Here is a 21,221-nt window from a genome sequence, read left to right as displayed (position 1 = left end):
TCAGTAGTGGGCGGCCGGATCTCCAGCTAGCCCCGGATCAAAGCTGCTCGGTCTCGCGGTAGTCGTCGGTGTCGTAGTCGGCCTCGCCGAAGGTGTCCACGACGTGCGCCGGGTCGAAGTTGGGCGCCGAGTCCTTCAGACCCAGTCCCATACCGGCGAGCTTCATCTTGACCTCGTCGATCGACTTCTGACCGAAGTTCCGAATGTCGAGAAGATCAGCCTCGGTACGTCCGATCAGCTCACCGACGGTGTTGATGCCCTCGCGCTTGAGGCAGTTGTACGACCGGACGGTCAGGTCCAGCTCCTCGATGGGCAGCGCCAGGTCGGCGGCGAGCTGGGCGTCCTGCGGCGACGGGCCGATGTCGATACCCTCGGCGCTCTCGTCCAGCTCGCGGGCCAGCCCGAAGAGCTCGACCAGGGTGGAGCCGGCGGAGGCGAGCGCCGTACGCGGGCCGATCGACGGCTTGGTCTCCACGTCGATGATCAGCCGGTCGAAGTCGGTCCGCTGCTCGACCCGGGTCGCCTCGACGCGGTACGTCACCTTCAGCACCGGCGAGTAGATCGAGTCGACCGGGATCCGGCCGATCTCCGCACCGGCCTGCTTGTTCTGCGCCGCGGTGACGTAACCCCGCCCCCGCTCGACGGTCAGCTCCATGTCGAGCCGGCCCTTGCCGTTCAGGGTCGCCAGCTTCAGGTCGGGGTTGTGCACAATGACCCCGGCCGGTGGCTGGATGTCTCCGGCGGTCACGTCGCCCGGGCCCTGCTTGCGCAGGTACATGCTCACCGGCTCGTCGTGGTCGGAGCTGACGCAGAGTTCCTTGATGTTCATGACGAGCTCGACCACGTCCTCCTTGACACCGGGGATCGTGGTGAACTCGTGCAGCACACCGTCGATCTTGATAGAGGTCACCGCCGCGCCCGGAATGGACGACAGCAGCGTCCGACGCAGCGAGTTGCCCAGGGTGTAGCCGAAACCCGGCTCGAGCGGTTCGATGGTGAACCGGGAGCGGGTCTCGTTGATCGACTCCTCGGTGAGGGTCGGCCGCTGGGTGATGAGCACTTCTTTCTCCTTGGGTCGGGGCGCCCGCCATATGACGCCCGAACTGTGGGGCCCGGTGGTGGCCGGCGACGACCACCACCGGGGGTGTGCCCAGAAACTACTTCGAGTAGAGCTCGACGATCAGCTGTTCCTGGACCTGCGTGTCGATCACCGACCGCGTCGGCAGCGAGTGGACCAGCACCTTCAGCTGGCTGGGGATCGCCTCCAGCCAGGCCGGCACCGGCTTCGAGCCGGCCTCGGCCTGCGCGACGAGGAACGGGGTCAGCTGCTTGGACTTCTCCCGGACCTCGATGATGTCGTGCTCCTTGACCCGGTACGACGGGATGTCCACCTTCTTGCCGTTCACGGTCAGGTGGCCGTGCTTCACGAGCTGCCGCGCGTGGTCCCGGGACTTGGCCAGGCCGGCCCGGTACACGACGTTGTCGAGGCGCGACTCCAGGATCTGGAGGAGGATCTCGCCGGTCTTGCCCTTCTTGGCGACGGCCTCCTCGTAGTACCCGCGGAACTGCTTCTCCAGCACGCCGTACACCCGGCGGGCCTTCTGCTTCTCCCGAAGCTGGAGCAGGTACTCGGTCTCCTTGGTCCGGCCGCGGCCGTGCTGCCCGGGCGGGAAGGGCCGGGACTCGAACGGGCACTTCGGGCCATCGCACTTGCTGCCCTTGAGGAACAGCTTCATCTTCTCCCGCCGGCAGCGGCGGCAGTCGGGACCGGTGTAACGAGCCATCTGTGTCTACTACCTCTCAGACCCGGCGACGCTTCGGCGGACGGCATCCGTTGTGCGGCTGCGGCGTGACGTCGGCGATCTGGCCGACCTCCAGGCCTACGGCCTGCAGCGAACGGATGGCGGTCTCCCGGCCGGAGCCGGGACCCTTGACGAAGACGTCGACCTTCCGCATGCCGTGCTCCATCGCCCGCCGCGCGGCCGCCTCGGCGGCGAGCTGGGCGGCGAACGGAGTCGACTTGCGGGAACCCTTGAAGCCGACCTGGCCCGCGGAGGCCCAGGAGATGACGGCACCGGTCGGGTCCGTGATGGAGACGATGGTGTTGTTGAAGGTGCTCTTGATGTGCGCCTGCCCGTGGGCGACGTTCTTCCGTTCCTTGCGCCGGACCTTCTTGACGGCGGCCCCGGCGCGAGCCTTCGGTGGCATAAGTCTGTGCGCTCCTAGTTGATTTCCCGGTACAGGTACGAGCCCGGCCGACGGACGCCGACCTGTCGTCTGGCTCAGATCTACTTCTTGCCGGGCTTCTTCTTACCGGCGACGGTCCGCTTCGGGCCCTTCCGGGTCCGGGCGTTGGTACGAGTCCGCTGACCACGGACGGGCAGGCCCCGGCGGTGCCGGATGCCCTCGTAGCAGCCGATCTCGACCTTGCGGCGGATGTCGGCAGCGACCTCGCGGCGCAGGTCGCCCTCAACCTTGTAGTTCGCCTCGATGTGGTTCCGGAGCAGCACCAGCTCCTCGTCCGTGAGGTCCTTGGCGCGCTTGTCCGGTGAGATTCCGGTGGCGGCGAGCGTCTCCTTGGCCCGGGTCCGACCGACGCCGTAGATGTAGGTGAGCGCGATCTCCATCCGCTTGTCGCGGGGCAGATCGACACCGACTAGCCGTGCCATGTGCGGGCGTACTCCTCGTGGTTTCTCGCGGAGGTCTGGACCCGCCCCACCCCGCCTGCCCAAATCGGCGGGCCCCGGCCTCCGACCGGGGGTGAACCACGACTGCGGTCACGCTAGGTGATCTCGCTGCTCGCGGCTGGGACGAGCTTGTACTTGTGTGTTCGGATCTACGACCCGGGCCGTCACACGGCTCCGCCGGCGCACCTGCGCGGCCGGCGAATACGGTTCAGCCCTGGCGCTGCTTGTGGCGCGGGTCGGCGCAGATCACCATGACCCGCCCGTGCCGGCGGATCACCCGGCACTTGTTGCAGATCGTCTTGACGCTCGGCTTGACCTTCACGGTTGCCTTACTTCCCATCTGTACCCGGCAGCGTGACACCGCCGAGCCTCGAGGACGGACATGGATGTCCGGCCGTCGTCAGGCGAAGCCTCCGGACCGGCGAGCGGCCCGGCGACGTTCACTTGTAGCGGTAGACGATGCGCCCGCGGCTCAGGTCGTACGGCGAGAGCTCGACGACGACCCGGTCCTCAGGCAGGATGCGGATGTAGTGCTGCCGCATCTTGCCGCTGATGTGAGCCAGCACCTTGTGGCCGTTGGCGAGCTCGACCCGGAACATCGCGTTCGGGAGCGGCTCGATGACCCGGCCCTCCATCTCGATGGCTCCGTCTTTTTTCGGCATGTCCTCCGCTGTCCTGACGTCGGTTACTCCGGACGGCTCACAGCGTCTTTCCTGGGGGTCCCAGGCCAGCCGCGGGCTCCGACTCCCACCGAAGCGCGGATGGGCATGCCGGAGCGGACGCTGTGCGCCGATCAGCCAGTGTACGCCCGCCAGCGCAGCAGCGCCAACCCGAGGTGCCTCGGGTTGGCTGACCGGACGAAAACCGACTGTGTCGAACCCGACTGTATCAGGCAGGCTCCTCGGTACGGCCCTGCTCGATCTGGCGATGTGCGACCCGGTGATGATCGATCTGACGGTCCGTCCCCTTCGGGTCCGTCTGCCCGATCTTCCGCTTGCTCCGGCGCCGGTCCGCCCGCCGCGCCCGGTCGGCGGCCCGCCGCTGCGGCTCCCCGGCCAGCAGCCCCGTGACGGTCCGCACCAGCAGCACCACTCCCCAGAGCCCGGCGACCCACCCGGGCCAGAAGTAGAGCAGGTCCGCGGACATCACCGAGATGACGGCCCAGATCCCGACGACCGCCCCGACGGCGGAGAGGTAGGTGCCCCAGATCTCCCCGAGCCAGCCCCGGACCGCGCCCGGGTACGAGCCAGCGGCACCGGACCGCGCCGGAGTCGACTCCGCCCCGTCGACGGTAGCCAGCTCGGCCCGGCCGGGCGGCACGGTTCCCGGCAGGTCCGCCAGCAGCCCGTCCAGCTCGCCGTACGTCTTCGCGGCGTAGGCGCGCTGGAGCCGCTCGTCGTACTCGTGCAGGTCGAGCCGGCCTGCGTTCAGCGCGTCCCGAAGCTGCTCGGCCACCATTTCCCGGTCCGCGTCCGCAGCCCGCATCCGATCCCGCCGCTCCATGCCTCCGAGCATGCCACCGCCGGTCCACCCGCCGTTGGCTCGCGTGTCGGGAACCACGGCGAAGCCCTCACCGCCCGGATGGTTCAGCCCACGGCGACGGACCCGCCGCATCCCGCGCGGTTCAGTCGACGGCGGCGGTGCGGGCCGGCTCCCGGGCGGTCACCAGGTCACCGAGCCGTGCGCGGCCGCCGTCCGGCGCCGTCAGCACCCAGACCCCGTCCTCCAGCAGCGCCATCGAGTGCTCGACGTGGGCCGCGACCGACCCGTCCCGCGTGACCACGGTCCAGCCGTCCGCCAGCTCCACAGTCCGGGGCGAGCCCATCGTGATCATCGGCTCGATCGCCAGTGCCATTCCGGCGACCAGGCGGGGGCCACGGCCGGGTCGCCCGTGGTTGAGCACGTGCGGGTCCTGGTGCATCTCCGTGCCGATGCCGTGCCCGCCGTACCCCTCGACGATGCCGTACGGCCCGGCAGCTCGGACGGTCCGCTCCACCGCGTACGAGATGTCGGTCAGCCGGCCCCGGCGGCTCAGCATGCCACGGGCGGCCGCGGCGATCCCCGCCCACATCGCGTCCTCGGCGACCTCGGCCATCCGAAGCAGCTCCGGCCGGACCTCGCCGACCCCGACCGTGATCGCGGCGTCTCCGTGCCAGCCGTCGAGGATGGCCCCACAGTCGAGCGAGACCAGGTCACCCTCCCGGAGCACCTGCTCGGGCGAGGGGATCGCGTGAACGACCTGCTCGTTGACGGAGGAGCAGATCGTCGCCGGGTAGCCGTGGTAGCCCTTGAACGAGGGGACGGCGCCGGCCTCGCGGATCACCGACTCGGCGATCGCGTCGAGCTCGGCCGTGGTCACGCCGGGCGACACCGCCGCACGCATCTGGGCCAGTGCGGCCGCGACGACGAGCCCGGCGGCCCGCATCTTCTCGATCTGCTCCGGGGTCTTCAGCTGGATGTCCAGCTGGTGACGGCGCATACGACCAGCCTATCCGCCGTACGAGCGCAAGGCGTCGATGGCCCGGACCGTGACGTCCTCCACCGGGCCGGTCGCGTCGATACCGACGAGCTTGCCCTGCGCACCGTAGTAGTCGATCAGCGGCGCCGTCTTGCTCGCGTACTCCCGCAGCCGTTCGGCGATCGTCTCCGCCCGGTCGTCGTCGCGCTGGAACAGCTCCGAGCCGCAGCGGTCACAGATGCCGGCCACGGTGGGCGCGTCGAACTCGATGTGCCACACCTTGCCGCAGCCCCGGCAGGTACGCCGGCCGGAGAGCCGCCGGATCACCTCGTCGTCGTCGACGACCAGTTCCAGCACCAGATCCAGCGCGGTACCCAGATCGGCGAGGAGCTTGTCCAGCGCCGCCGCCTGCGGGGTGGTCCGGGGGAAGCCGTCGAGCAGGAACCCCTCGGCCGCGTCCGGCTCGGCGAGCCGGTCCCGCACCATGTTGATCGTCACCTCGTCGGGCACCAGCTTGCCGGCGTCCATGTACCGCTTCGCCTCGACGCCGAGCGGGGTGCCCTGGCTGACGTTCGCCCGGAAGATATCCCCGGTCGAGATCTTGGGCACGGCGAGGTGGGCGGCGATGAACTCGGCCTGGGTCCCCTTGCCCGCCCCGGGGGGACCGACCAGAACGAGTCGCATCTACCGCAGGAACCCTTCGTAGTTCCGCTGCATGAGCTGGCTCTCGATCTGCTTCACCGTCTCCAACCCAACGCCGACCAGGATCAGCACGGCGGTGCCGCCGAACGGGAAGTTCTGGAACTGCTGGTTGTCCAGCCAGATGAAGAAGAAGTTCGGCAGGACCGCGACCGCGCCCAGGTAGAGCGAGCCGGGGAGAGTGATCCGGCTCAGGATGAAGTCGAGGTAGTCCGCGGTGGGCTTGCCCGGCCGGATGCCCGGCACGAACCCGCCGTACTTCTTCATGTTGTCCGCGACCTCGGTCGGGTTGAACGTGATCGAGACGTAGAAGTAGGTGAAGAAGATGATCAGCAGGAAGTAGACGCTGATGTACGTCGGGCTGTCCGGCTGGACGAGGTGGTTCTGGATCCAGGTCTGCCAGTTGTTCAGGTTGTTCTGGTCGAAGAACTGGAGCAGCAGGGACGGCAGGTAGAGCAGGGACGAGGCGAAGATCACCGGGATCACGCCGGCCTGGTTCACCTTGAGCGGGATGTAGGTGGAGGTGCCGCCGTACATCCGCCGACCGATCATCCGCTTGGCGTACTGGACCGGGATCCGCCGCTGGGCCTGCTCGATGAAGACCACCAGGGTGATGACGACCAGCACCAGGACGAGAACCAGGGCGAACATCCCCCAGCCCTTGTTGTTCTTGATCGTCCAACCCTCGCTGGGGAGGCGCGCCGCGATCGAGGTGAAGATCAGCACCGACATCCCGTTGCCGACACCCCGGTCGGTGATCAGCTCACCCAGCCACATCACCACACCGGTGCCGGCGGTCATCGTGATGACCAGCACGGTCACGGTCAGCCAGGTCGGCAGCCCGGTGCCCTCGGGGATGATCGGGAACTCCTGGCACATGCCGTTGAAGAGCTGCCCGGAGCGAGCCAGCGCGACGAACGCCGAGGCCTGCAGGATGCCCAGGCCGAGCGTCAGGTAGCGGGTGTACTGCGTGATCTTCGCCGTACCGGCCTGACCCTCCTTGCGCAGCTGCTCCAGCCGCGGAATCACCACGGTGAGCAGCTGAAGGATGATCGAGGCGGTGATGTAGGGCATGATGCCCAACGCGAAGACCGACAGCGAGAGCAGCGCACCGCCGGAGAAGAGGTTGAGCAGGTTGAAGACCCCGTTGCCCTCCCCCGTCTCCATGGTCTGGAGGCACTTCTGCACGTTGCCGTACGAGACACCCGGGCTGGGCAAGGTCGCCCCGAGCCGGTAGATCGCGATGATGGCTACTGTGAACAGCAGCTTCTTGCGCAGGTCAGGCGTGCGGAACGCACTGAGAAAGGCGGAGAGCAACTTCTTCCTCCTGCGCGAGGCGGGCCGCCGCGGGTGCGTGGCGGGACGGGGTGTGGCTGTCGGGCGATCGACCCGATACCCATAGCTGGGATCGGACTCTAACAGTCCGGCGGGCTCTCGGGCAGATCCACCCGGGGAACATTCACCGGTTCCGATATTAACGGGGCAGCGGAGCCCCCCAGTAGACCAGGGCGCCCGCCCGTCGCGCGAGAACTGGGCGAGCGCCCCGACCTGCCGTCTTACAGCTCCGTGACCGAGCCGCCAGCAGCGGTGATCTTCTCCTTGGCCGACGCGCTGAACGCGTGCGCCGAAACCTGGAGGGCGACCCCGCCCAGATCCCCGTCGCCGAGGACCTTGACCGGCTGGCCCTTGCGGACGGCACCAGCCTGGGCCAGCTCCGCCGGGCCGACCTGCCCGCCCTGCGGGAAGAGCTCGGCGAGCCGGTCCAGGTTGACCACCTGGTACACGACCTTGAACTTGTTCTTGAAGCCCTTCAGCTTCGGCAGCCGCATGTGAATGGGCATCTGCCCACCCTCGAAGGCGGCCGGGATGTTCTTCCGGGCCTTGGAACCCTTGGTGCCTCGACCCGCGGTCTTCCCCTTCGAGCCCTCACCGCGACCCACCCGGGTCTTCTCGGTCCTGGCTCCGGGGGCCGGACGCAGGTGGTGGACCTTGATCGTCATCAGTCGACCTCCTCGACCTTCACGAGGTGGCTCACGGTGAAGATCATGCCCCGGATCTCGGGACGGTCCTCCTTGACCACCACGTCGTTGATCCGCTTCAGGCCGAGCGACCGCAGCGACTCACGCTGCTTGTGCTTGGCCCCGATGACGGACCGGACCTGGGTCACCTTCAGTCGTGCCATCAGGACGCCACCCCCGCCTGGGCCGCGAGCATCGCGGCCGGAGCCACGTCCTCGACCGGCAGACCGCGACGCTTCGCGATCGCCTCGGGCGACTCCAGCGCCTTCAGAGCCGCGACCGTGGCGTGCACGATGTTGATCGGGTTGGACGAGCCGAGGCTCTTGGAGAGCACGTCGTGGATCCCCGCGCACTCGAGGACGGCGCGCACCGGGCCACCCGCGATGACGCCCGTACCGGCGCTGGCCGGCTTGAGCAGGACGATGCCGGCGGCGTCCTCGCCCTGTACGGGGTGCGGGATCGTGGTGGCGATCCGCGGCACCTTGAAGAAGTGCTTCTTGGCCTCCTCGACGCCCTTGGCGATCGCCGCGGGCACCTCCTTGGCCTTCCCGTAGCCGACCCCGACCGTGCCGTCGCCGTCGCCGACGATCACCAGAGCGGTGAAGCTGAAGCGACGACCACCCTTGACGACCTTGGCGACACGGTTGATGGCGACGACCCGCTCCAGATGCGGCGTCTTCTCGGCGGGCGCGCTTCCACGACCGCCCTCACGGCGGTTGTCGCGGCGACCACCCTCGTTGCCACCGGACCCGCCGCCACGGCGCTGTTGACCTGGCATCAGCAGCCTTCCTCTCTTCTCGTGACGGGTCTAGAACTCGAGCCCGGCTTCGCGCGCGGCGTCGGCCAGGGCGGCGATCCGCCCCGCGTACTTGTTGCCACCGCGGTCGAAGACGACCTTGGAGATGCCGGCGGCCTTGGCCCGCTCGGCGATCAGGGCGCCTACCTTGGCCGCCTGGGCGCTCTTGTCGCCCTCCGTGCCCCGGATCGACGGGTCCATCGTCGACGCGGAGACCAGGGTGTGGCCCCGGCTGTCGTCGACGATCTGCGCCACCATGTGACGCAGCGACCGGGTGACGACCAGACGCGGACGCTCGGGCGTGCCGACGACCTTCTTGCGGACCCGGAAGTGCCGACGCGCCCGCCCGACGGCGCGCTGAGCGGCGACGCCGCGGCGGCGCTTGAGCAGCGTGGCGGTCACTTCTTACCTGCCTTTCTCCCAACCTCGCGGCCGGCGGATGACCTCGCCCTGGGCATCACGGTCACTTCTTGCCCGCCTTTCCGGCCTTGCGGCGGATGACCTCGCCCTGGTACTTGATGCCCTTGCCCTTGTACGGCTCCGGCGGACGGATCTTCCGGATGTTCGCGGCGACCTCGCCGACCCGCTGCTTGTCGATCCCGCTCACGTGGAACAGCGTGGGCCGCTCGACAGTGAAGGTAATCCCGTCCGGAGCCTTCACGTACACCGGGTGCGAGAACCCGAGCGCGAACTCCAGGTCACTGCCCTTGGCCGTGACCCGGTAACCCGTACCGGAGATCTCCAGGGTCTTACGGTAACCCTCGGTCACCCCGACGATCATGTTCGCCACCAGGGTACGGCTGAGGCCGTGCAGCTCCTTGGCCCGCCGCTCGTCGTTCGGCCGCGTGACGTGCAGCTGACCGTCCTCGCCCCGCTCCACCGAGATCGGCTCGGCCAGCGTGTGTGACAGCTCACCCTTCGGCCCCTTGACCTTGATGGTCGGGCCGTCGATCGTCACCTCGACACCGGCCGGTACCGGGATCGACTTACGTCCAATACGCGACATTATCGATCATTTCCTTCGCTCGCGACTGCGGGGCTCCGCTTCGCTGCGCTCCTCGCGCTCACGGCATGCCTCCGTTACCACACGAAGGCGAGGACTTCCCCGCCCACGCTCCGCTTGCGGGCCTGCTTGTCGGTCAGCAGCCCCTGGGACGTCGAAATGATCGCCACGCCCAGCCCGCCGAGCACCCGCGGGAGCGCGTCCGCCTTGGCGTACACCCGCAGGCCGGGCTTGGACACGCGCTTGATACCGGCCAGGCTCCGCTCCCGGTTCTGGCCGTACTTCAGCTCGACGACCAGCCGCTTGCCGACGCTGCCCTCCTCGGGCTCCTCGACCGACCAGGAGGCGATGTACCCCTCGGACTTGAGGACCTCGGCGATGTTCGCCTTGATCTTCGAGTAGGGCATCGTCACCCGGTCGTGGTACGCCTGGTTGGCGTTGCGCAGACGCGTCAGCATGTCTGCGATCGGGTCGGTCATCGTCATGGATCTCGTCAGCCTTTCTCGCCGGGGTTCCCGGGGCGTCGGCCCGGGCCTGCGGCGTTGCGATCCTCGTCCCGCTCACTCGGGACGCGGCTGGGCCCTACCAGGGCGCTCCACCGGGTTCGGACGGAGCGCAGCGTCACCAGGAAGCCTTCGACACACCGGGCAGCTCGCCCCGGTGCGCCATCTCCCGGATGCACACCCGGCAGAGACCGAACTTGCGGTAGACCGCCTTCGGCCGACCGCAGCGCTGGCAGCGGGTGTACGCGCGTACCGAGAACTTCGGCTTCGCGGCGGCCTTGAGGATCAGCGCCTTCTTGGCCATCTCAGTTCTCCTTGTTCAGATCCGTCACGGCGGCCTCAGTTCTCCTTGAACGGGAAGCCCAGCAGCTTGAGCAGGGCCCGGCCCTCGTCGTCGGTCTTGGCAGTGGTGACCACCGTGATGTCCATGCCTCGCACGCGATCGATCTTGTCCTGGTCGATCTCGTGGAACACCGACTGCTCGGTCAGCCCGAACGTGTAGTTGCCGTGCCCGTCCAGCTTGCGCCCGTCGAGGCCGCGGAAGTCCCGGATCCGGGGCAGCGCGATCGAGAGCAACCGGTCGAGGAACTCCCACATCCGGTCGCCCCGGAGGGTGACCTTCGCGCCGATCGGCATGCCCTCGCGGAGCTTGAACTGCGCGATCGACTTGCGGGCCCGCCGAATCTGCGGCTTCTGGCCGGAGATGGTCGCCAGGTCGCGGACGGCGCCCTCGATCAGCTTCGCGTCCCGTGCGGCCTCGCCCACGCCCATGTTGATGACGACCTTCACCAGGCCGGGCACCTGCATCGGGTTGCGGTAGCCGAACTGCTCGCGCAGCTGGGCCACGATCTCGTTGCGGTACCGCTCCTTGAGCCGCGGCATCGTCTTGGTCTCGGTTGCCGTCATCACAGGTCCTTACCGGTGCTGCGCGCGATGCGGACCTTCTGGCCGTTCTCGTCGATCCGGTACCCGACCCGGGTCGGGTTACCGTCGGAGTCCAGGACCATCACGTTCGAGACGTGGATGGGAGCCTCCTGGGTGACGATGCCACCGGTCTTCGCACCGCGCTGGGTGGTGCGGATGCGGGTGTGCTTCTTGATCCGGTTCACGCCCTCGACCAGGACCTTGTTCTGCCGCGGGTAGGCCGCGATGACCTTGCCCTTGGCGCCCTTGTCCTTGCCGGCGATGACGACGACCGTGTCGCCCTTCTTCACCTTCACGGCTACAACACCTCCGGCGCGAGCGAGATGATCTTCATGAACCGCTTGTCCCGCAGTTCACGGCCGACCGGGCCGAAGATACGGGTGCCGCGCGGGTCGCCGCCGTCCTTGATGATCACGGCCGCGTTCTCGTCGAACCGGATGTACGAGCCGTCCGGCCGCCGCTTCTCCTTCGTGGTACGGACGACGACAGCCTTGACGACGTCGCCCTTCTTCACGCCGCCGCCCGGGATCGCGTCCTTGACCGTGGCCACGATGACGTCGCCGATGCTCGCGTACCGCCGACCGGAGCCGCCGAGCACGCGGATGCACAGGATCTCCCGCGCACCCGTGTTGTCGGCGACCCGCAGTCGCGACTCCTGCTGAATCACGTCAATCTCCTATGTCTGCCAGTTCTCGGCCTCTGGCGCCCCGGCCGTCTCGCGGCCACGGTCCGTGCCGACCGAGCTTGGCGGAACTCTGAGAGCCTTGCGGTACGGCTCTTACTTGGCCTTCTCGAGGATCTCCACGACCCGCCACCGCTTGGTGGCGGACAGCGGACGGGTCTCCATGAGCAGCACCCGGTCGCCCACACCGCACGCGTTCTGCTCGTCGTGCGCCTTCAGCTTGCTGGTGCGGCGCATGACCTTGCCGTACAGCGCGTGCTTGACCCGGTCCTCGACCTCGACGACCACGGTCTTGTCCATCTTGTCGCTGACCACGTAGCCCTCGCGGACCTTACGCCGACCGCGCGGCTTCGCGGTGGTAGCGGTCTCGTCGCTCATGCCTTCCCCTCGCTGCGCTCGCTCATGATGCAGTCACCTCGTCCGGCGCGGCCGACAGCCCCAGCTCGCGCTCGCGCATGATCGTGTAGATCCGGGCGATCTCCCGACGGATGACCTGCAGCCGGCGGTTGTTGTCCAGCTGCCCGGTCGCTGCCTGGACCCGCAGGTTGAACAGCTCCGCCTTGGCCTCCCGCAGCCTGCTGACCAGCTCCTCATCGGAGAGCTCACGCAGCTCGCTGGCCTTCACGCCCGCGGCCATCAGCTTTCACCCACTTCGCGCGTCACAATGCGGCACTTCATCGGGAGCTTGTGGATCGCGCGACGCATCGCCTCCCGCGCGACCTGCTCGTTGGGGAAGGACATCTCGAAGAGCACCCGCCCCGGCTTCACATTGGTCACCCACCACTCGGGCGAGCCCTTACCGGAACCCATCCGGGTCTCGGCCGGCTTCTTGGTCAGGGCCTGGTCCGGGAAGACCGTGATCCAGACCTTGCCGCCACGCTTGATGTGCCGGGTCATCGCGATACGGGCGGATTCGATCTGCCGGTTGGTCACGTACGCGGGCTCGAGCGCCTGGATTCCGAAATCGCCGAACACGACGCGGTTGCCGCCCTTCGACACGCCACTGCGGCCGGGGTGGTGCGGCTTGCGGAAGCCCTTCGGGGGCTTACGCGGCATCAGCATCTGTCAGCCCTCCTGCGCTGAGCTGTCCGTTCCGGCGGAACCCGCCGGAGTCGCCGTGGCGACGGCCGCCGCGGCGCTGTCGTTCGTCGCCTCGGTGGACGCGCCGGAGATCTCCGCCGCCGCAGCCCGCCCGGCCTCGGTCCCGCCCGGGGTCGTGCCGGCGGAGCCGGAGCGTCCGCGACGCGGCCGCTCGGGACGGTCGCCGCGCTCGCGACGCGGACGCGCCGCGCCCGCCTCGGCCGGGGTCTCCCGGCCGGGCACGGCGTCGCCCTTGTAGATCCAGACCTTCACGCCGATCCGGCCGAAGGTGGTCCGGGCCTCGAAGAAGCCGTACTCGATGTTGGCCCGCAGCGTGTGCAGCGGCACCCGACCCTCGCGGTAGAACTCGGTGCGGCTCATCTCCGCACCGCCGAGCCGGCCGGAGACCTGCACCCGGATACCCCGCACGATCGGGTTCTTCATCGCCGACTGCATGGCCTTGCGCATCGCCCGCCGGAAGCTGACCCGGCTGGAGAGCTGCTCCGCCACGCCCTGCGCGACGAGCTGCGCGTCCGACTCCGGACTCTTCACCTCGAGGATGTTGAGCTGAACCTGCTTACCGGTCAGCTTCTCCAGCTCCGCGCGGATCCGGTCCGCCTCGGCCCCCTTGCGGCCGATGACGATGCCCGGGCGAGCGGTGTGGATGTCGACCCGTACCCGATCCCGGGTTCGCTCGATGTCGACCTTGGAAATGCCCGCGCGCTCCAGGCCCTTCGACATCATCCGACGGATCTTGACGTCCTCGGCGATGTAGTCCTTGTAGAGCTTGTCCGCGTACCAACGGGACTTCCAGTCGGTCGAGATGCCGAGCCGGAACCCGTGCGGGTGAACCTTCTGCCCCATTACTCGGCACCCTCCGTCTTGCTCTTCGATTCGGCGGCCCCGGTCTCGGCCGCCGGCGCGGCGGTAGCCGGCGTGGCCTTCTTCGTCGGCGCGGCCTTCTTCGCGGCCCGCCGGGCCGGCGCAACCGGCGCCACGGCCTCGACCGCGATGGTGATGTGGCTGGTGCGCTTGCGGATGCGGTACGCCCGGCCCTGCGCCCGGGGCCGGAAGCGCTTCATGGTTGGGCCCTCGTCGACGTACGCCTCGCTGACGAGCAGCGCGTCGGGGTCCAGCCGCTCGTTGTTCTCCGCATTGGCGATCGCGCTCGCGAGCACCTTGTAGACCTGCTCACTCGCCGCCTGTGGCGCGAACTGCAGCACCGTGAGCGCCTCTTTCGCGGGCAGACCGCGGACGAGGTTGACCACCCGACGCGCCTTGTTCGGCGAGATGCGCACGTATCGCGCAACCGCCCGCGCGCCCGGAAGCACCGGAGCGTCGCCCTTTACTGGCATCGCTGAAACCCCTTGATCCTTTATCCGTGGTCGGCGACTCAGCGCCGGCGGCTCTTCCGGTCGTCCTTCTCGTGACCCTTGAACGTGCGGGTCAGCGCAAACTCACCGAGCTTGTGCCCGACCATCGCCTCGGTGATGAACACCGGGACGTGCTTGCGCCCGTCGTGCACCGCGATCGTGTGCCCGAGCATCTCCGGGATGATCGTCGAGCGGCGCGACCAGGTCTTGATGACGTTCTTCGTGCCCTTCGCGTTCTGAGCTTCCACCTTCTTGAGCAGGTGGTCGTCGACGAACGGGCCCTTCTTCAGGCTGCGAGGCATGTCTACCCAACTCCCTTAGCCGCGCTTGCGGTTGGCGTAGCGACGGCGGACGATCAGGCGGTCGCTCGGCTTGCCCTTACGACGGGTGCGGCCCTCGGGCTTACCCTGCGGGTTCACCGGGTGACGACCACCGGAGGTCTTACCCTCACCACCACCGTGCGGGTGGTCGACCGGGTTCATCGCCACACCGCGCACGGTAGGGCGCCGGCCCTTCCACCGCATCCGGCCGGCCTTACCCCAGTTGATGTTGGACTGGTCGGCGTTGCCGATCTCGCCGATCGTCGCCCGGCACCGCACGTCGACCCGCCGGATCTCTCCGGACGGCATCCGCAGCGTGGCGTACGACCCCTCGCGGCCCAGCAGCTGGATGCCGACGCCGGCCGAGCGGGCCAGCTTGGCGCCGCCGCCCGGGCGCAGCTCCACGGCGTGGATGGTGGAACCGATCGGGATGTTGCGGAGCGGCAGGTTGTTGCCGGGCTTGATGTCGGCGGTGGGGCCGGACTCCACCGAGTCGCCCTGTCGGAGGTCCTTCGGCGCGATGATGTAGCGCTTCTCGCCGTCGGCGTAGTGCAGCAGAGCGATCCGGGCGGTGCGGTTCGGGTCGTACTCGATGTGCGCGACCTTCGCCGGCACGCCGTCCTTGTCGACCCGCTTGAAGTCGATCAGGCGGTACTGCCGCTTGTGCCCACCGCCGTGGTGCCGCGCGGTGATCCGGCCGTGGGCGTTGCGCCCGCCCTTCTTGGGCAGCGGGACCAGCAGCGACTTCTCCGGCGTCGACCGGGTGATCTCGGCGAAGTCGGCGACGCTGGCGCCACGCCGGCCCGGCGTCGTCGGCCTGTACTTACGGATAGCCATTGTCTATACCCCTCAGCTGACCGGGCCGCCGAAGGCCTCGATGCGGTCACCGTCGGCCAGCTTCACCATCGCCCGCTTGGTGTTCTTGCGCTTGCCCCACCCGGTCCGGGTCCGCTTGCGCTTGCCCTCGCGGTTGAGGGTGTTGACCGAGATGACCCGGACGTTGAAGATCTGCTGGATCGCGATCTTGATCGCCGTCTTGTTGGCGTCCGGGTGCACCAGGAAGGTGTACCAGTTCTTGTTGAGCTCGCTGTAGCTCTTCTCCGAGATGACCGGGGCGATGATGATGTCCCGCGGGTCGGCGATCGTGGTCACTTCTCGCTCTCCTCACCCTGCGCCCCACCGCGGCGGCCCAGGAACTCGTCCAGGGCCTCCCGGGTGAAGACCACGTCGTCGGCGACCAGCACGTCGTACGTGTTGAGCTGGCCGGCCTCCAGCAGATGCACACTCGGCTCGTTGCGCAGCGACAGCCAGTTCAGCTCGTCGGTGCCGCTCAGCACCACCAGCACCCGCTTGGCCTGGGTGACCTTGCGCAGGGTCGCGATGGCGGCCTTCGTCGAGGGCTTCTCGCCGGCGACGAAGGTCTCCACCACGTGCACCTGCCCGTTGCGGGCCCGGTCGGAGAGGGCGCCCCGGAGGGCGGCGGCCTTCATCTTCTTCGGGGTCCGCTGGCGGTAGTCCCGGGGAACCGGTCCGTGCACGACGCCACCGCCGGCGAACTGTGGGGCGCGGATCGAACCCTGCCGGGCCCGACCGGTGCCCTTCTGCTTGTACGGCTTCTTGCCGCCACCGGAGACCTCGCCCCGGGTCTTGGTCTTGTGCGTGCCCTGCCGCGCGGCGGCGAGCTGCGCGACCACGACCTGGTGCATCAACGCGATGTTGGCCTGGACGTCGAAGACCTCCGAGGGCAGCTCGACCGAGCCGCTCTTGGTGCCGTCGACGGCCAGCACGTCAACCGTGCTCACTTGGCACCGCCCTTCTTCGCGGCGGCCTTGGCCGCGGATCGGACCAGTACGAGTCCGTTCTTGGGACCGGGGATGGCGCCGCGCACCAGCAGCAGGTTGTTCTCGGGGTCCACCGCCTGGATGGTCAGGTTCTGCACGGTGTACCGCACGCCGCCCATCCGACCGGCCATCCGGACGCCCTTGAAGACCCGGCCCGGGGTGGCGCAGGCGCCGATCGAGCCGGGCGAGCGGTGCTTGCGCTCGACACCGTGGCTCGCACGCAGACCGCCGAAGCCGTGGCGCTTCATGACACCGGCGAAGCCCTTGCCCTTGGTCCGGCCAGTGACGTCGACCAGGGTGCCCGGGGTGAACGTCTCGACGGTCACCTCCTGGCCCAGCTCGTAGTCGGCGGCATCGGTGGTACGCAGCTCGACGATGTGCCGGCGGGGCGCGACGTTCGCCTTGGCGAAGTGGCCGCCGAGCGGCTTCTTGACCTTGCGCGGGTCGATCGCGCCGTACGCCAGCTGGACCGCGGAATAGCCGTCCTTCTCGGGGGTGCGGACCTGGGTCACGACGCACGGCCCCGCCTGCACCACCGTCACCGGGACAACGCGGTTGTTGTCCCAGACCTGGGTCATGCCGAGCTTGGCGCCCAGGATGCCCTTCACTTGCCTGTCCATTCGTCCGGTCCCTACAGCTTGATCTCGATGTCGACGCCAGCCGGCAGGTCGAGGCGCATGAGCGAGTCGACCGTCTTGGGGGTCGGGTCGATGATGTCGATCAGACGCTTGTGCGTGCGCATCTCGAAGTGCTCGCGCGAGTCCTTGTACTTGTGCGGCGAACGGATCACGCAGAAACGGTTGATCTCCGTGGGCAGCGGCACCGGGCCCGCGACCTGAGCCCCGGTACGCGTCACCGTCTCAACGATCTTGCGCGCCGAGGAGTCGACCACCTCGTGGTCGTACGCCTTGAGCCGGATGCGGATCTTCTGTCCCGCCATGGTGGCCTCTGTTCCTTCTCTCGCCTTGTCCGTCCCGCCCGGTTGCTGCCACGGAGCCCGCCCCCGGGAAGCGGGATGTTCCATGCCGGGCTCGGGCGCTGCCCTACTCCCGTGCTATCCGACCCCCGCGGTCGGGCGTGTCGCGCCCTGGAGCCAGACTCCACCCCGGACGACCGAGGCGGTCCCGCCCCGTGCGGGAAGTTCGAGGGCGCCGGGAGTGGATCGCCACACCCCGGACACCCAGCGAGGGTGGCTGACTGCCGGGCAGTCAGCCACCCCGCCGGTACGCAACCTGACCAGTATGCCGTACTACCGCACGGCAACGCCAATCGGGGTCACCAGGTCACTTGATGATCTTGGTGACCTGACCGGCACCAACCGTCCGGCCACCCTCGCGGATCGCGAACTTCAGACCCTGCTCCATCGCGATGGGCTGGATCAGCTTCACGGTCATCGAGGTGTTGTCGCCCGGCATGACCATCTCGGTGCCCTCAGGCAGCGTGACGACACCGGTGACGTCGGTGGTCCGGAAGTAGAACTGCGGCCGGTAGTTCTGGAAGAACGGCGTGTGCCGGCCACCCTCCTCCTTGGAGAGGATGTAGACCTGGGCCTCGAACTCCGTGTGCGGGGTGGTCGTGCCCGGCTTGACCACGACCATGCCGCGCTCGACCTCCTCGCGCTTGACACCCCGCAGCAGCAGACCGACGTTCTCGCCCGCGCGGGCCTCGTCGAGCAGCTTGCGGAACATCTCGATACCGGTGACGACCGTCTTCTGCGACTTGTCGCGGATACCGACGATCTCCACCTCCTCGTTCGGCTTGAGCACGCCACGCTCGACACGGCCGGTAACCACGGTGCCACGGCCGGTGATCGTGAAGACGTCCTCGATCGGCATGAGGAACGGCTTGTCGGTGTCCCGCTCCGGCTGCGGAATCGCGGTGTCGACCGCGTTCATCAGCTCCATGAGCTTCTCGGTCCACACCGGGTCGCCCTCGAGCGCCTTCAGCGCCGACACCCGTACGACCGGGAGCTCGTCGCCCGGGTAGTCCTGCGACGAGAGCAGCTCGCGGACCTCGAGCTCGACCAGCTCGAGAAGCTCCTCGTCGTCCACCATGTCGCTCTTGTTCAGGGCGACGACGATGTACGGCACGCCGACCTGGCGGGCCAGCAGCACGTGCTCGCGGGTCTGCGGCATCGGGCCGTCGGTCGCCGCGACCACCAGGATCGCGCCGTCCATCTGGGCGGCACCGGTGATCATGTTCTTGATGTAGTCGGCGTGACCGGGGCAGTCGACGTGCGCGTAGTGCCGCGCCTCGGTCTGGTACTCGACGTGCGCGATCGAAATCGTGATACCCCGGGCCTTCTCCTCCGGCGCCTTGTCGATCTCGTCGAACGGCGTGTACGGGTTCAGGTCCGGCATCTTGTCGTGCAGGACCTTGGTAATGGCCGCCGTCAGCGTCGTCTTACCGTGGTCGATGTGACCAATGGTGCCGATGTTGACGTGCGGCTTAGTCCGCTCGAACTTCGCCTTCGCCACTGGTGTCCTCCTGTGGACTTCTTGGTTCGTACGCCCGGCGCGCCATCCGGCGCTTAGGACTCTGTCGACAGCCTTTCCGGCCGGCCATTTCCGGTCGGGAAGTTGTTGATGGGTCTTGCGGCGGTGAAACCTTCAGGCCCGGTCTCGCAGCCCGGCCCGTGAACGCCGCGGGCGAGATTACTCGTCCGCGGCCTCCGCGGTATCACCGGCCCGGCGTCAGGCAGATCTCGCTTCCGCGATCACTCACCCGTCGCCTTCGCGATGATCTCCTTCGCCACGTTCGCGGGAACCTCGGCGTAGGAGTCGAACTGCATGCTGTAGCTAGCCCGGCCCTGGGTCTTCGACCGCAGGTCGCCGACATAGCCGAACATCTCCGACAGCGGCACCAGGGCGCGGACGACGCGGGCTCCCCCGCGCTCCTCCATCGCCTGGATGATGCCCCGGCGGGAGTTGAGGTCGCCGATCACGTCACCCATGTTCTCTTCAGGAGTGGTGACCTCGACGGACATCATCGGTTCGAGGAGCGTCGGGTCGGCCCGGCGGGCCGCCTCCTTGAGCACCATCGAACCAGCGATCTTGAACGCCATCTCGGACGAGTCGACCTCGTGGGCCTGCCCGTCCACCAGCGTCAGCTTCAGGCCGACCAGCGGGAAGCCGGCGAGCACGCCGTACTGCATCGCGTCCTGGGCGCCGGCGTCGACCGAGGGGATGAACTCCTTCGGCACCCGGCCACCGGTCACCACGTTGGCGAACTCGTAGGTCGGCGAGTCGTTGGAGAGGGGCAGCGGCTCGAGATCGACGATGACCCGGGCGTACTGGCCGGAACCACCGGTCTGCTTCTTGTGGGTGTACTCGACCCTCTCCACCTTGCGGCGGATCGTCTCCCGGTACGCCACCTGCGGCTTGCCGATGTTCGCCTCGACGTTGAACTCGCGGCGCATCCGGTCGACCAGGATGTCCAGGTGCAGCTCGCCCATACCGGAGATGACCGTCTGCCCGGTCTCGTTGTCGAGCTTGACCCGGAACGTCGGGTCCTCCTCGGCGAGCCGCTGGATGGCGTTGCTCAGCTTCTCCTGGTCCGCCTTGGTCTTCGGCTCGATCGCCACCTCGATGACCGGCTCGGGGAAGGTCATCGACTCCAGGATGACGGGGTTGGCCGGGTCGCAGAGGGTGTCACCGGTGGTGGTCTGCTTGAGACCCTGCACCGCGATGATGTCGCCAGCCTGGGCGGAGCTGCGCTCCTCCCGCTTGTTGGCGTGCATCTGGTAGATCTTGCCGATCCGCTCCTTGCGGTCCTTGGTCGAGTTGATGACCTGCGCACCAGACTCGACCTTGCCCGAGTAGACCCGCACGTAGGTCAGCTTGCCCAGGTGCTTGTCAGTCTGGATCTTGAAGGCCAGGGCGGCGAACGGCTCGCTGGCGTCCGGCTTGCGCTGCATCGGGGTCTCGCCGTCGGTCGCGGTGCCCTCGATCGCCGGGATGTCCATCGGCGACGGCAGGTAGTCCACGACCGCGTCCAGCATGGGCTGGATGCCCTTGTTCTTGAAGGCCGAGCCGCAGAGGACCGGGTTGACCTTGCCGGCGATGGTGGCGCGACGGATACCGGCCTTGATCGCCTCGATGGAGAGCTCCTCGCCCTCGAGGTACTTCTCCATCACCTCGTCGTCGACATCGGCCAGCGTCTCCAGCAGCTTGTCGCGCCACTCGGCGGCCTGGTCGGCAAGATCGGCCGGAATCTCCTCGACCGTGTAGTCCTCGCCCTTCTGGGTCTCGCCGCGCCAGGTCAGCGCACGCATCCCGATCAGGTCGACGACACCGATGAAGTCGGCCTCCGTGCCGATCGGGATCTGGAGGACCAGCGGGGTGGCGTTGAGCCGGTCGATCATCATCTGCACGCAGCGGAAGAAGTCCGCGCCGGTGCGGTCCAGCTTGTTGACGAAGCACATCCGGGGGACGTGGTACTTGTCGGCCTGGCGCCAGACGTTCTCCGTCTGCGGCTCCACGCCGGCGACCCCGTCGTAGACGGCCACCGCACCGTCGAGCACCCGCAGCGACCGCTCCACCTCGACGGTGAAGTCGACGTGCCCGGGGGTGTCGATGATCTGGATCGTGTGGCCCTTCCACTCACACTTGGTGGCGGCGGAGGTGATGGTGATCCCCCGCTCCTGCTCCTGCTCCATCCAGTCCATGACGGCGGCGCCCTCGTGGACCTCACCGATCTTGTACGTGATACCGGTGTAGAACAGGATCCGCTCGGTGGTCGTGGTCTTACCGGCATCGATGTGCGCCATGATGCCGATGTTGCGTACCTTGGCGAGCGCGTCTGCGGCGGCCACTTCAATCCCTACTTGTCGTCGTCT

33 protein-coding genes are annotated in these 21,221 nt (G+C 68.1%); all 33 read right to left on the bottom strand.

Annotation, left to right across the window (positions count from 1 at the left end; genetic code table 11):
* Nucleotides 1-37 precede the first annotated feature (37 nt).
* The 33 genes from EF879_RS04900 to fusA all read right to left on the bottom strand — a co-directional run bounded on the left by EF879_RS04900 (nt 38) and on the right by fusA (nt 21,197).
* Nucleotides 38-1,060 (bottom strand): DNA-directed RNA polymerase subunit alpha, encoded by a 1,023-nt coding sequence (locus tag EF879_RS04900; protein WP_123554972.1) that lies wholly within the window; start codon nt 1,058-1,060, stop codon nt 38-40.
* A 97-nt stretch (nt 1,061-1,157) separates the two neighbouring features.
* Nucleotides 1,158-1,784, bottom strand: a complete 627-nt coding sequence (gene rpsD, locus EF879_RS04895) for a 30S ribosomal protein S4 (RefSeq protein WP_123554970.1) — start codon at nt 1,782-1,784, stop codon at nt 1,158-1,160.
* 16 nt (nt 1,785-1,800) lie between these two features.
* Nucleotides 1,801-2,208, bottom strand: a complete 408-nt coding sequence (gene rpsK, locus EF879_RS04890; protein ID WP_030329919.1) for a 30S ribosomal protein S11 — start codon at nt 2,206-2,208, stop codon at nt 1,801-1,803.
* A gap of 80 nt (nt 2,209-2,288) precedes the next feature.
* Nucleotides 2,289-2,669: a 30S ribosomal protein S13 gene (gene rpsM, locus EF879_RS04885; protein WP_123554968.1), complete on the bottom strand. Its 381-nt coding sequence runs from the start codon at nt 2,667-2,669 to the stop codon at nt 2,289-2,291.
* 226 nt (nt 2,670-2,895) lie between these two features.
* Nucleotides 2,896-3,009, bottom strand: coding sequence for a 50S ribosomal protein L36 (gene rpmJ, locus EF879_RS04880; RefSeq protein WP_123554965.1), 114 nt, complete (start codon nt 3,007-3,009; stop codon nt 2,896-2,898).
* A gap of 118 nt (nt 3,010-3,127) precedes the next feature.
* Nucleotides 3,128-3,349: a translation initiation factor IF-1 gene (infA, locus tag EF879_RS04875; protein ID WP_123554963.1), complete on the bottom strand. Its 222-nt coding sequence runs from the start codon at nt 3,347-3,349 to the stop codon at nt 3,128-3,130.
* A gap of 226 nt (nt 3,350-3,575) precedes the next feature.
* Nucleotides 3,576-4,172, bottom strand: coding sequence for a DUF1707 domain-containing protein (locus EF879_RS04870; protein WP_123555429.1), 597 nt, complete (start codon nt 4,170-4,172; stop codon nt 3,576-3,578).
* Nucleotides 4,173-4,311: 139 nt separating this feature from the next.
* Nucleotides 4,312-5,166 (bottom strand): type I methionyl aminopeptidase, encoded by an 855-nt coding sequence (gene map, locus EF879_RS04865; protein WP_123554961.1) that lies wholly within the window; start codon nt 5,164-5,166, stop codon nt 4,312-4,314.
* 9 nt (nt 5,167-5,175) lie between these two features.
* Nucleotides 5,176-5,829, bottom strand: coding sequence for an adenylate kinase (locus EF879_RS04860; protein WP_123554959.1), 654 nt, complete (start codon nt 5,827-5,829; stop codon nt 5,176-5,178).
* Nucleotides 5,830-7,161 (bottom strand): preprotein translocase subunit SecY, encoded by a 1,332-nt coding sequence (gene secY, locus EF879_RS04855; RefSeq protein WP_123554957.1) that lies wholly within the window; start codon nt 7,159-7,161, stop codon nt 5,830-5,832.
* 239 nt (nt 7,162-7,400) lie between these two features.
* Nucleotides 7,401-7,844 (bottom strand): 50S ribosomal protein L15, encoded by a 444-nt coding sequence (gene rplO, locus EF879_RS04850; protein WP_123554955.1) that lies wholly within the window; start codon nt 7,842-7,844, stop codon nt 7,401-7,403.
* Nucleotides 7,844-8,026, bottom strand: coding sequence for a 50S ribosomal protein L30 (rpmD, locus tag EF879_RS04845; RefSeq protein ID WP_123554953.1), 183 nt, complete (start codon nt 8,024-8,026; stop codon nt 7,844-7,846). Before rpmD ends, rplO begins: the two co-directional genes overlap by 1 nt.
* Nucleotides 8,026-8,640: a 30S ribosomal protein S5 gene (gene rpsE / locus EF879_RS04840; RefSeq protein ID WP_123554951.1), complete on the bottom strand. Its 615-nt coding sequence runs from the start codon at nt 8,638-8,640 to the stop codon at nt 8,026-8,028. The genes rpmD and rpsE overlap by 1 nt, the downstream gene beginning before the upstream one ends.
* Nucleotides 8,641-8,670: 30 nt before the next feature.
* Entirely contained in the window at nt 8,671-9,048 is a 378-nt protein-coding gene (gene rplR / locus EF879_RS04835; protein WP_233604251.1) for a 50S ribosomal protein L18, read from the bottom strand.
* Nucleotides 9,049-9,121: 73 nt separating this feature from the next.
* Nucleotides 9,122-9,664, bottom strand: a complete 543-nt coding sequence (gene rplF / locus EF879_RS04830; protein ID WP_123554947.1) for a 50S ribosomal protein L6 — start codon at nt 9,662-9,664, stop codon at nt 9,122-9,124.
* Between the two features lie 74 nt (nt 9,665-9,738).
* Nucleotides 9,739-10,146 carry a 30S ribosomal protein S8 gene (gene rpsH / locus EF879_RS04825; protein WP_123554945.1) on the bottom strand — a complete coding sequence of 136 codons (408 nt, stop codon included), beginning with the start codon at nt 10,144-10,146 and terminating at the stop codon, nt 9,739-9,741.
* A gap of 136 nt (nt 10,147-10,282) precedes the next feature.
* Complete coding sequence (locus tag EF879_RS04820) at nt 10,283-10,468, bottom strand: type Z 30S ribosomal protein S14 (RefSeq protein ID WP_007073023.1); 186 nt, start codon at nt 10,466-10,468, stop codon at nt 10,283-10,285.
* A gap of 35 nt (nt 10,469-10,503) precedes the next feature.
* Nucleotides 10,504-11,073 (bottom strand): 50S ribosomal protein L5, encoded by a 570-nt coding sequence (gene rplE, locus EF879_RS04815; protein ID WP_123554943.1) that lies wholly within the window; start codon nt 11,071-11,073, stop codon nt 10,504-10,506.
* Nucleotides 11,070-11,384 (bottom strand): 50S ribosomal protein L24, encoded by a 315-nt coding sequence (gene rplX / locus EF879_RS04810; RefSeq protein WP_123554942.1) that lies wholly within the window; start codon nt 11,382-11,384, stop codon nt 11,070-11,072. Before rplX ends, rplE begins: the two co-directional genes overlap by 4 nt.
* Nucleotides 11,385-11,386: 2 nt before the next feature.
* Nucleotides 11,387-11,755 carry a 50S ribosomal protein L14 gene (gene rplN, locus EF879_RS04805; RefSeq protein ID WP_123554940.1) on the bottom strand — a complete coding sequence of 123 codons (369 nt, stop codon included), beginning with the start codon at nt 11,753-11,755 and terminating at the stop codon, nt 11,387-11,389.
* Nucleotides 11,756-11,866: 111 nt separating this feature from the next.
* Nucleotides 11,867-12,148 (bottom strand): 30S ribosomal protein S17, encoded by a 282-nt coding sequence (rpsQ, locus tag EF879_RS04800; protein WP_123554938.1) that lies wholly within the window; start codon nt 12,146-12,148, stop codon nt 11,867-11,869.
* 22 nt (nt 12,149-12,170) lie between these two features.
* Entirely contained in the window at nt 12,171-12,407 is a 237-nt protein-coding gene (gene rpmC, locus EF879_RS04795; protein WP_123554936.1) for a 50S ribosomal protein L29, read from the bottom strand.
* On the bottom strand, nt 12,407-12,832 hold the full coding sequence (gene rplP, locus EF879_RS04790; RefSeq protein ID WP_123554934.1) for a 50S ribosomal protein L16: 426 nt from the start codon (nt 12,830-12,832) through the stop codon (nt 12,407-12,409). Before rplP ends, rpmC begins: the two co-directional genes overlap by 1 nt.
* Before the next feature lie 3 nt (nt 12,833-12,835).
* Complete coding sequence (rpsC, locus tag EF879_RS04785) at nt 12,836-13,714, bottom strand: 30S ribosomal protein S3 (RefSeq protein WP_123554932.1); 879 nt, start codon at nt 13,712-13,714, stop codon at nt 12,836-12,838.
* Complete coding sequence (gene rplV / locus EF879_RS04780; protein ID WP_123554930.1) at nt 13,714-14,205, bottom strand: 50S ribosomal protein L22; 492 nt, start codon at nt 14,203-14,205, stop codon at nt 13,714-13,716. The genes rpsC and rplV overlap by 1 nt, the downstream gene beginning before the upstream one ends.
* Before the next feature lie 38 nt (nt 14,206-14,243).
* Nucleotides 14,244-14,525 carry a 30S ribosomal protein S19 gene (gene rpsS / locus EF879_RS04775; protein ID WP_123554928.1) on the bottom strand — a complete coding sequence of 94 codons (282 nt, stop codon included), beginning with the start codon at nt 14,523-14,525 and terminating at the stop codon, nt 14,244-14,246.
* A gap of 15 nt (nt 14,526-14,540) precedes the next feature.
* Complete coding sequence (gene rplB / locus EF879_RS04770; protein WP_123554926.1) at nt 14,541-15,380, bottom strand: 50S ribosomal protein L2; 840 nt, start codon at nt 15,378-15,380, stop codon at nt 14,541-14,543.
* A 12-nt stretch (nt 15,381-15,392) separates the two neighbouring features.
* The gene (gene rplW, locus EF879_RS04765) at nt 15,393-15,695 is read right to left on the bottom strand and encodes a 50S ribosomal protein L23 (protein ID WP_123554924.1); all 303 of its coding nucleotides are present in this window, start codon (nt 15,693-15,695) and stop codon (nt 15,393-15,395) included.
* Nucleotides 15,692-16,345: a 50S ribosomal protein L4 gene (gene rplD / locus EF879_RS04760; RefSeq protein ID WP_123554922.1), complete on the bottom strand. Its 654-nt coding sequence runs from the start codon at nt 16,343-16,345 to the stop codon at nt 15,692-15,694. The genes rplW and rplD overlap by 4 nt, the downstream gene beginning before the upstream one ends.
* Nucleotides 16,342-17,004, bottom strand: a complete 663-nt coding sequence (rplC, locus tag EF879_RS04755) for a 50S ribosomal protein L3 (RefSeq protein ID WP_123554920.1) — start codon at nt 17,002-17,004, stop codon at nt 16,342-16,344. The genes rplD and rplC overlap by 4 nt, the downstream gene beginning before the upstream one ends.
* An 11-nt stretch (nt 17,005-17,015) precedes the next feature.
* Nucleotides 17,016-17,324, bottom strand: a complete 309-nt coding sequence (rpsJ, locus tag EF879_RS04750; protein ID WP_007073037.1) for a 30S ribosomal protein S10 — start codon at nt 17,322-17,324, stop codon at nt 17,016-17,018.
* A gap of 343 nt (nt 17,325-17,667) precedes the next feature.
* Nucleotides 17,668-18,861 (bottom strand): elongation factor Tu, encoded by a 1,194-nt coding sequence (tuf, locus tag EF879_RS04745; RefSeq protein ID WP_123554918.1) that lies wholly within the window; start codon nt 18,859-18,861, stop codon nt 17,668-17,670.
* A 239-nt stretch (nt 18,862-19,100) separates the two neighbouring features.
* Nucleotides 19,101-21,197 carry an elongation factor G gene (fusA, locus tag EF879_RS04740; RefSeq protein WP_123554916.1) on the bottom strand — a complete coding sequence of 699 codons (2,097 nt, stop codon included), beginning with the start codon at nt 21,195-21,197 and terminating at the stop codon, nt 19,101-19,103.
* Nucleotides 21,198-21,221: the final 24 nt, after the last annotated feature.

Source organism: Micromonospora sp. HM5-17, from assembly GCF_003762835.1.
Lineage (GTDB): Bacteria > Actinomycetota > Actinomycetes > Mycobacteriales > Micromonosporaceae > Plantactinospora.
Note: the sequence above shows the minus strand (reverse complement) of the source record. Positions and strands in the feature narration are given on the sequence as shown.

Excerpts from the sequence above, each read along its gene's own strand:
- rpmD (WP_123554953.1), bottom strand. The coding sequence starts at position 8,026 with ATGGCACGACTGAAGGTGACCCAGGTCCGGTCCGTCATCGGGGCCAAG.
- rpmC (WP_123554936.1), bottom strand. The coding sequence starts at position 12,407 with ATGGCCGCGGGCGTGAAGGCCAGCGAGCTGCGTGAGCTCTCCGATGAG.
- map (WP_123554961.1), bottom strand. The coding sequence starts at position 5,166 with ATGCGCCGTCACCAGCTGGACATCCAGCTGAAGACCCCGGAGCAGATC.
- rplO (WP_123554955.1), bottom strand. The coding sequence starts at position 7,844 with ATGACGATCAAGGTCCACCACCTGCGTCCGGCCCCCGGAGCCAGGACC.
- EF879_RS04870 (WP_123555429.1), bottom strand. The coding sequence starts at position 4,172 with ATGCGGGCTGCGGACGCGGACCGGGAAATGGTGGCCGAGCAGCTTCGG.
- rplC (WP_123554920.1), bottom strand. The coding sequence starts at position 17,004 with ATGGACAGGCAAGTGAAGGGCATCCTGGGCGCCAAGCTCGGCATGACC.
- rpsS (WP_123554928.1), bottom strand. The coding sequence starts at position 14,525 with ATGCCTCGCAGCCTGAAGAAGGGCCCGTTCGTCGACGACCACCTGCTC.
- rpsQ (WP_123554938.1), bottom strand. The coding sequence starts at position 12,148 with ATGAGCGACGAGACCGCTACCACCGCGAAGCCGCGCGGTCGGCGTAAG.
- EF879_RS04820 (WP_007073023.1), bottom strand. The coding sequence starts at position 10,468 with ATGGCCAAGAAGGCGCTGATCCTCAAGGCCGCCGCGAAGCCGAAGTTC.
- rpsC (WP_123554932.1), bottom strand. The coding sequence starts at position 13,714 with ATGGGGCAGAAGGTTCACCCGCACGGGTTCCGGCTCGGCATCTCGACC.
- rpsM (WP_123554968.1), bottom strand. The coding sequence starts at position 2,669 with ATGGCACGGCTAGTCGGTGTCGATCTGCCCCGCGACAAGCGGATGGAG.
- rplV (WP_123554930.1), bottom strand. The coding sequence starts at position 14,205 with ATGCCAGTAAAGGGCGACGCTCCGGTGCTTCCGGGCGCGCGGGCGGTT.
- rpsH (WP_123554945.1), bottom strand. The coding sequence starts at position 10,146 with ATGACGATGACCGACCCGATCGCAGACATGCTGACGCGTCTGCGCAAC.
- EF879_RS04860 (WP_123554959.1), bottom strand. The coding sequence starts at position 5,829 with ATGCGACTCGTTCTGGTCGGTCCCCCCGGGGCGGGCAAGGGGACCCAG.
- rplB (WP_123554926.1), bottom strand. The coding sequence starts at position 15,380 with ATGGCTATCCGTAAGTACAGGCCGACGACGCCGGGCCGGCGTGGCGCC.
- infA (WP_123554963.1), bottom strand. The coding sequence starts at position 3,349 with ATGCCGAAAAAAGACGGAGCCATCGAGATGGAGGGCCGGGTCATCGAG.
- rpsJ (WP_007073037.1), bottom strand. The coding sequence starts at position 17,324 with ATGGCGGGACAGAAGATCCGCATCCGGCTCAAGGCGTACGACCACGAG.
- rplF (WP_123554947.1), bottom strand. The coding sequence starts at position 9,664 with ATGTCGCGTATTGGACGTAAGTCGATCCCGGTACCGGCCGGTGTCGAG.
- rpsE (WP_123554951.1), bottom strand. The coding sequence starts at position 8,640 with ATGCCAGGTCAACAGCGCCGTGGCGGCGGGTCCGGTGGCAACGAGGGT.
- rpsK (WP_030329919.1), bottom strand. The coding sequence starts at position 2,208 with ATGCCACCGAAGGCTCGCGCCGGGGCCGCCGTCAAGAAGGTCCGGCGC.
- rplP (WP_123554934.1), bottom strand. The coding sequence starts at position 12,832 with ATGCTGATGCCGCGTAAGCCCCCGAAGGGCTTCCGCAAGCCGCACCAC.
- rpsD (WP_123554970.1), bottom strand. The coding sequence starts at position 1,784 with ATGGCTCGTTACACCGGTCCCGACTGCCGCCGCTGCCGGCGGGAGAAG.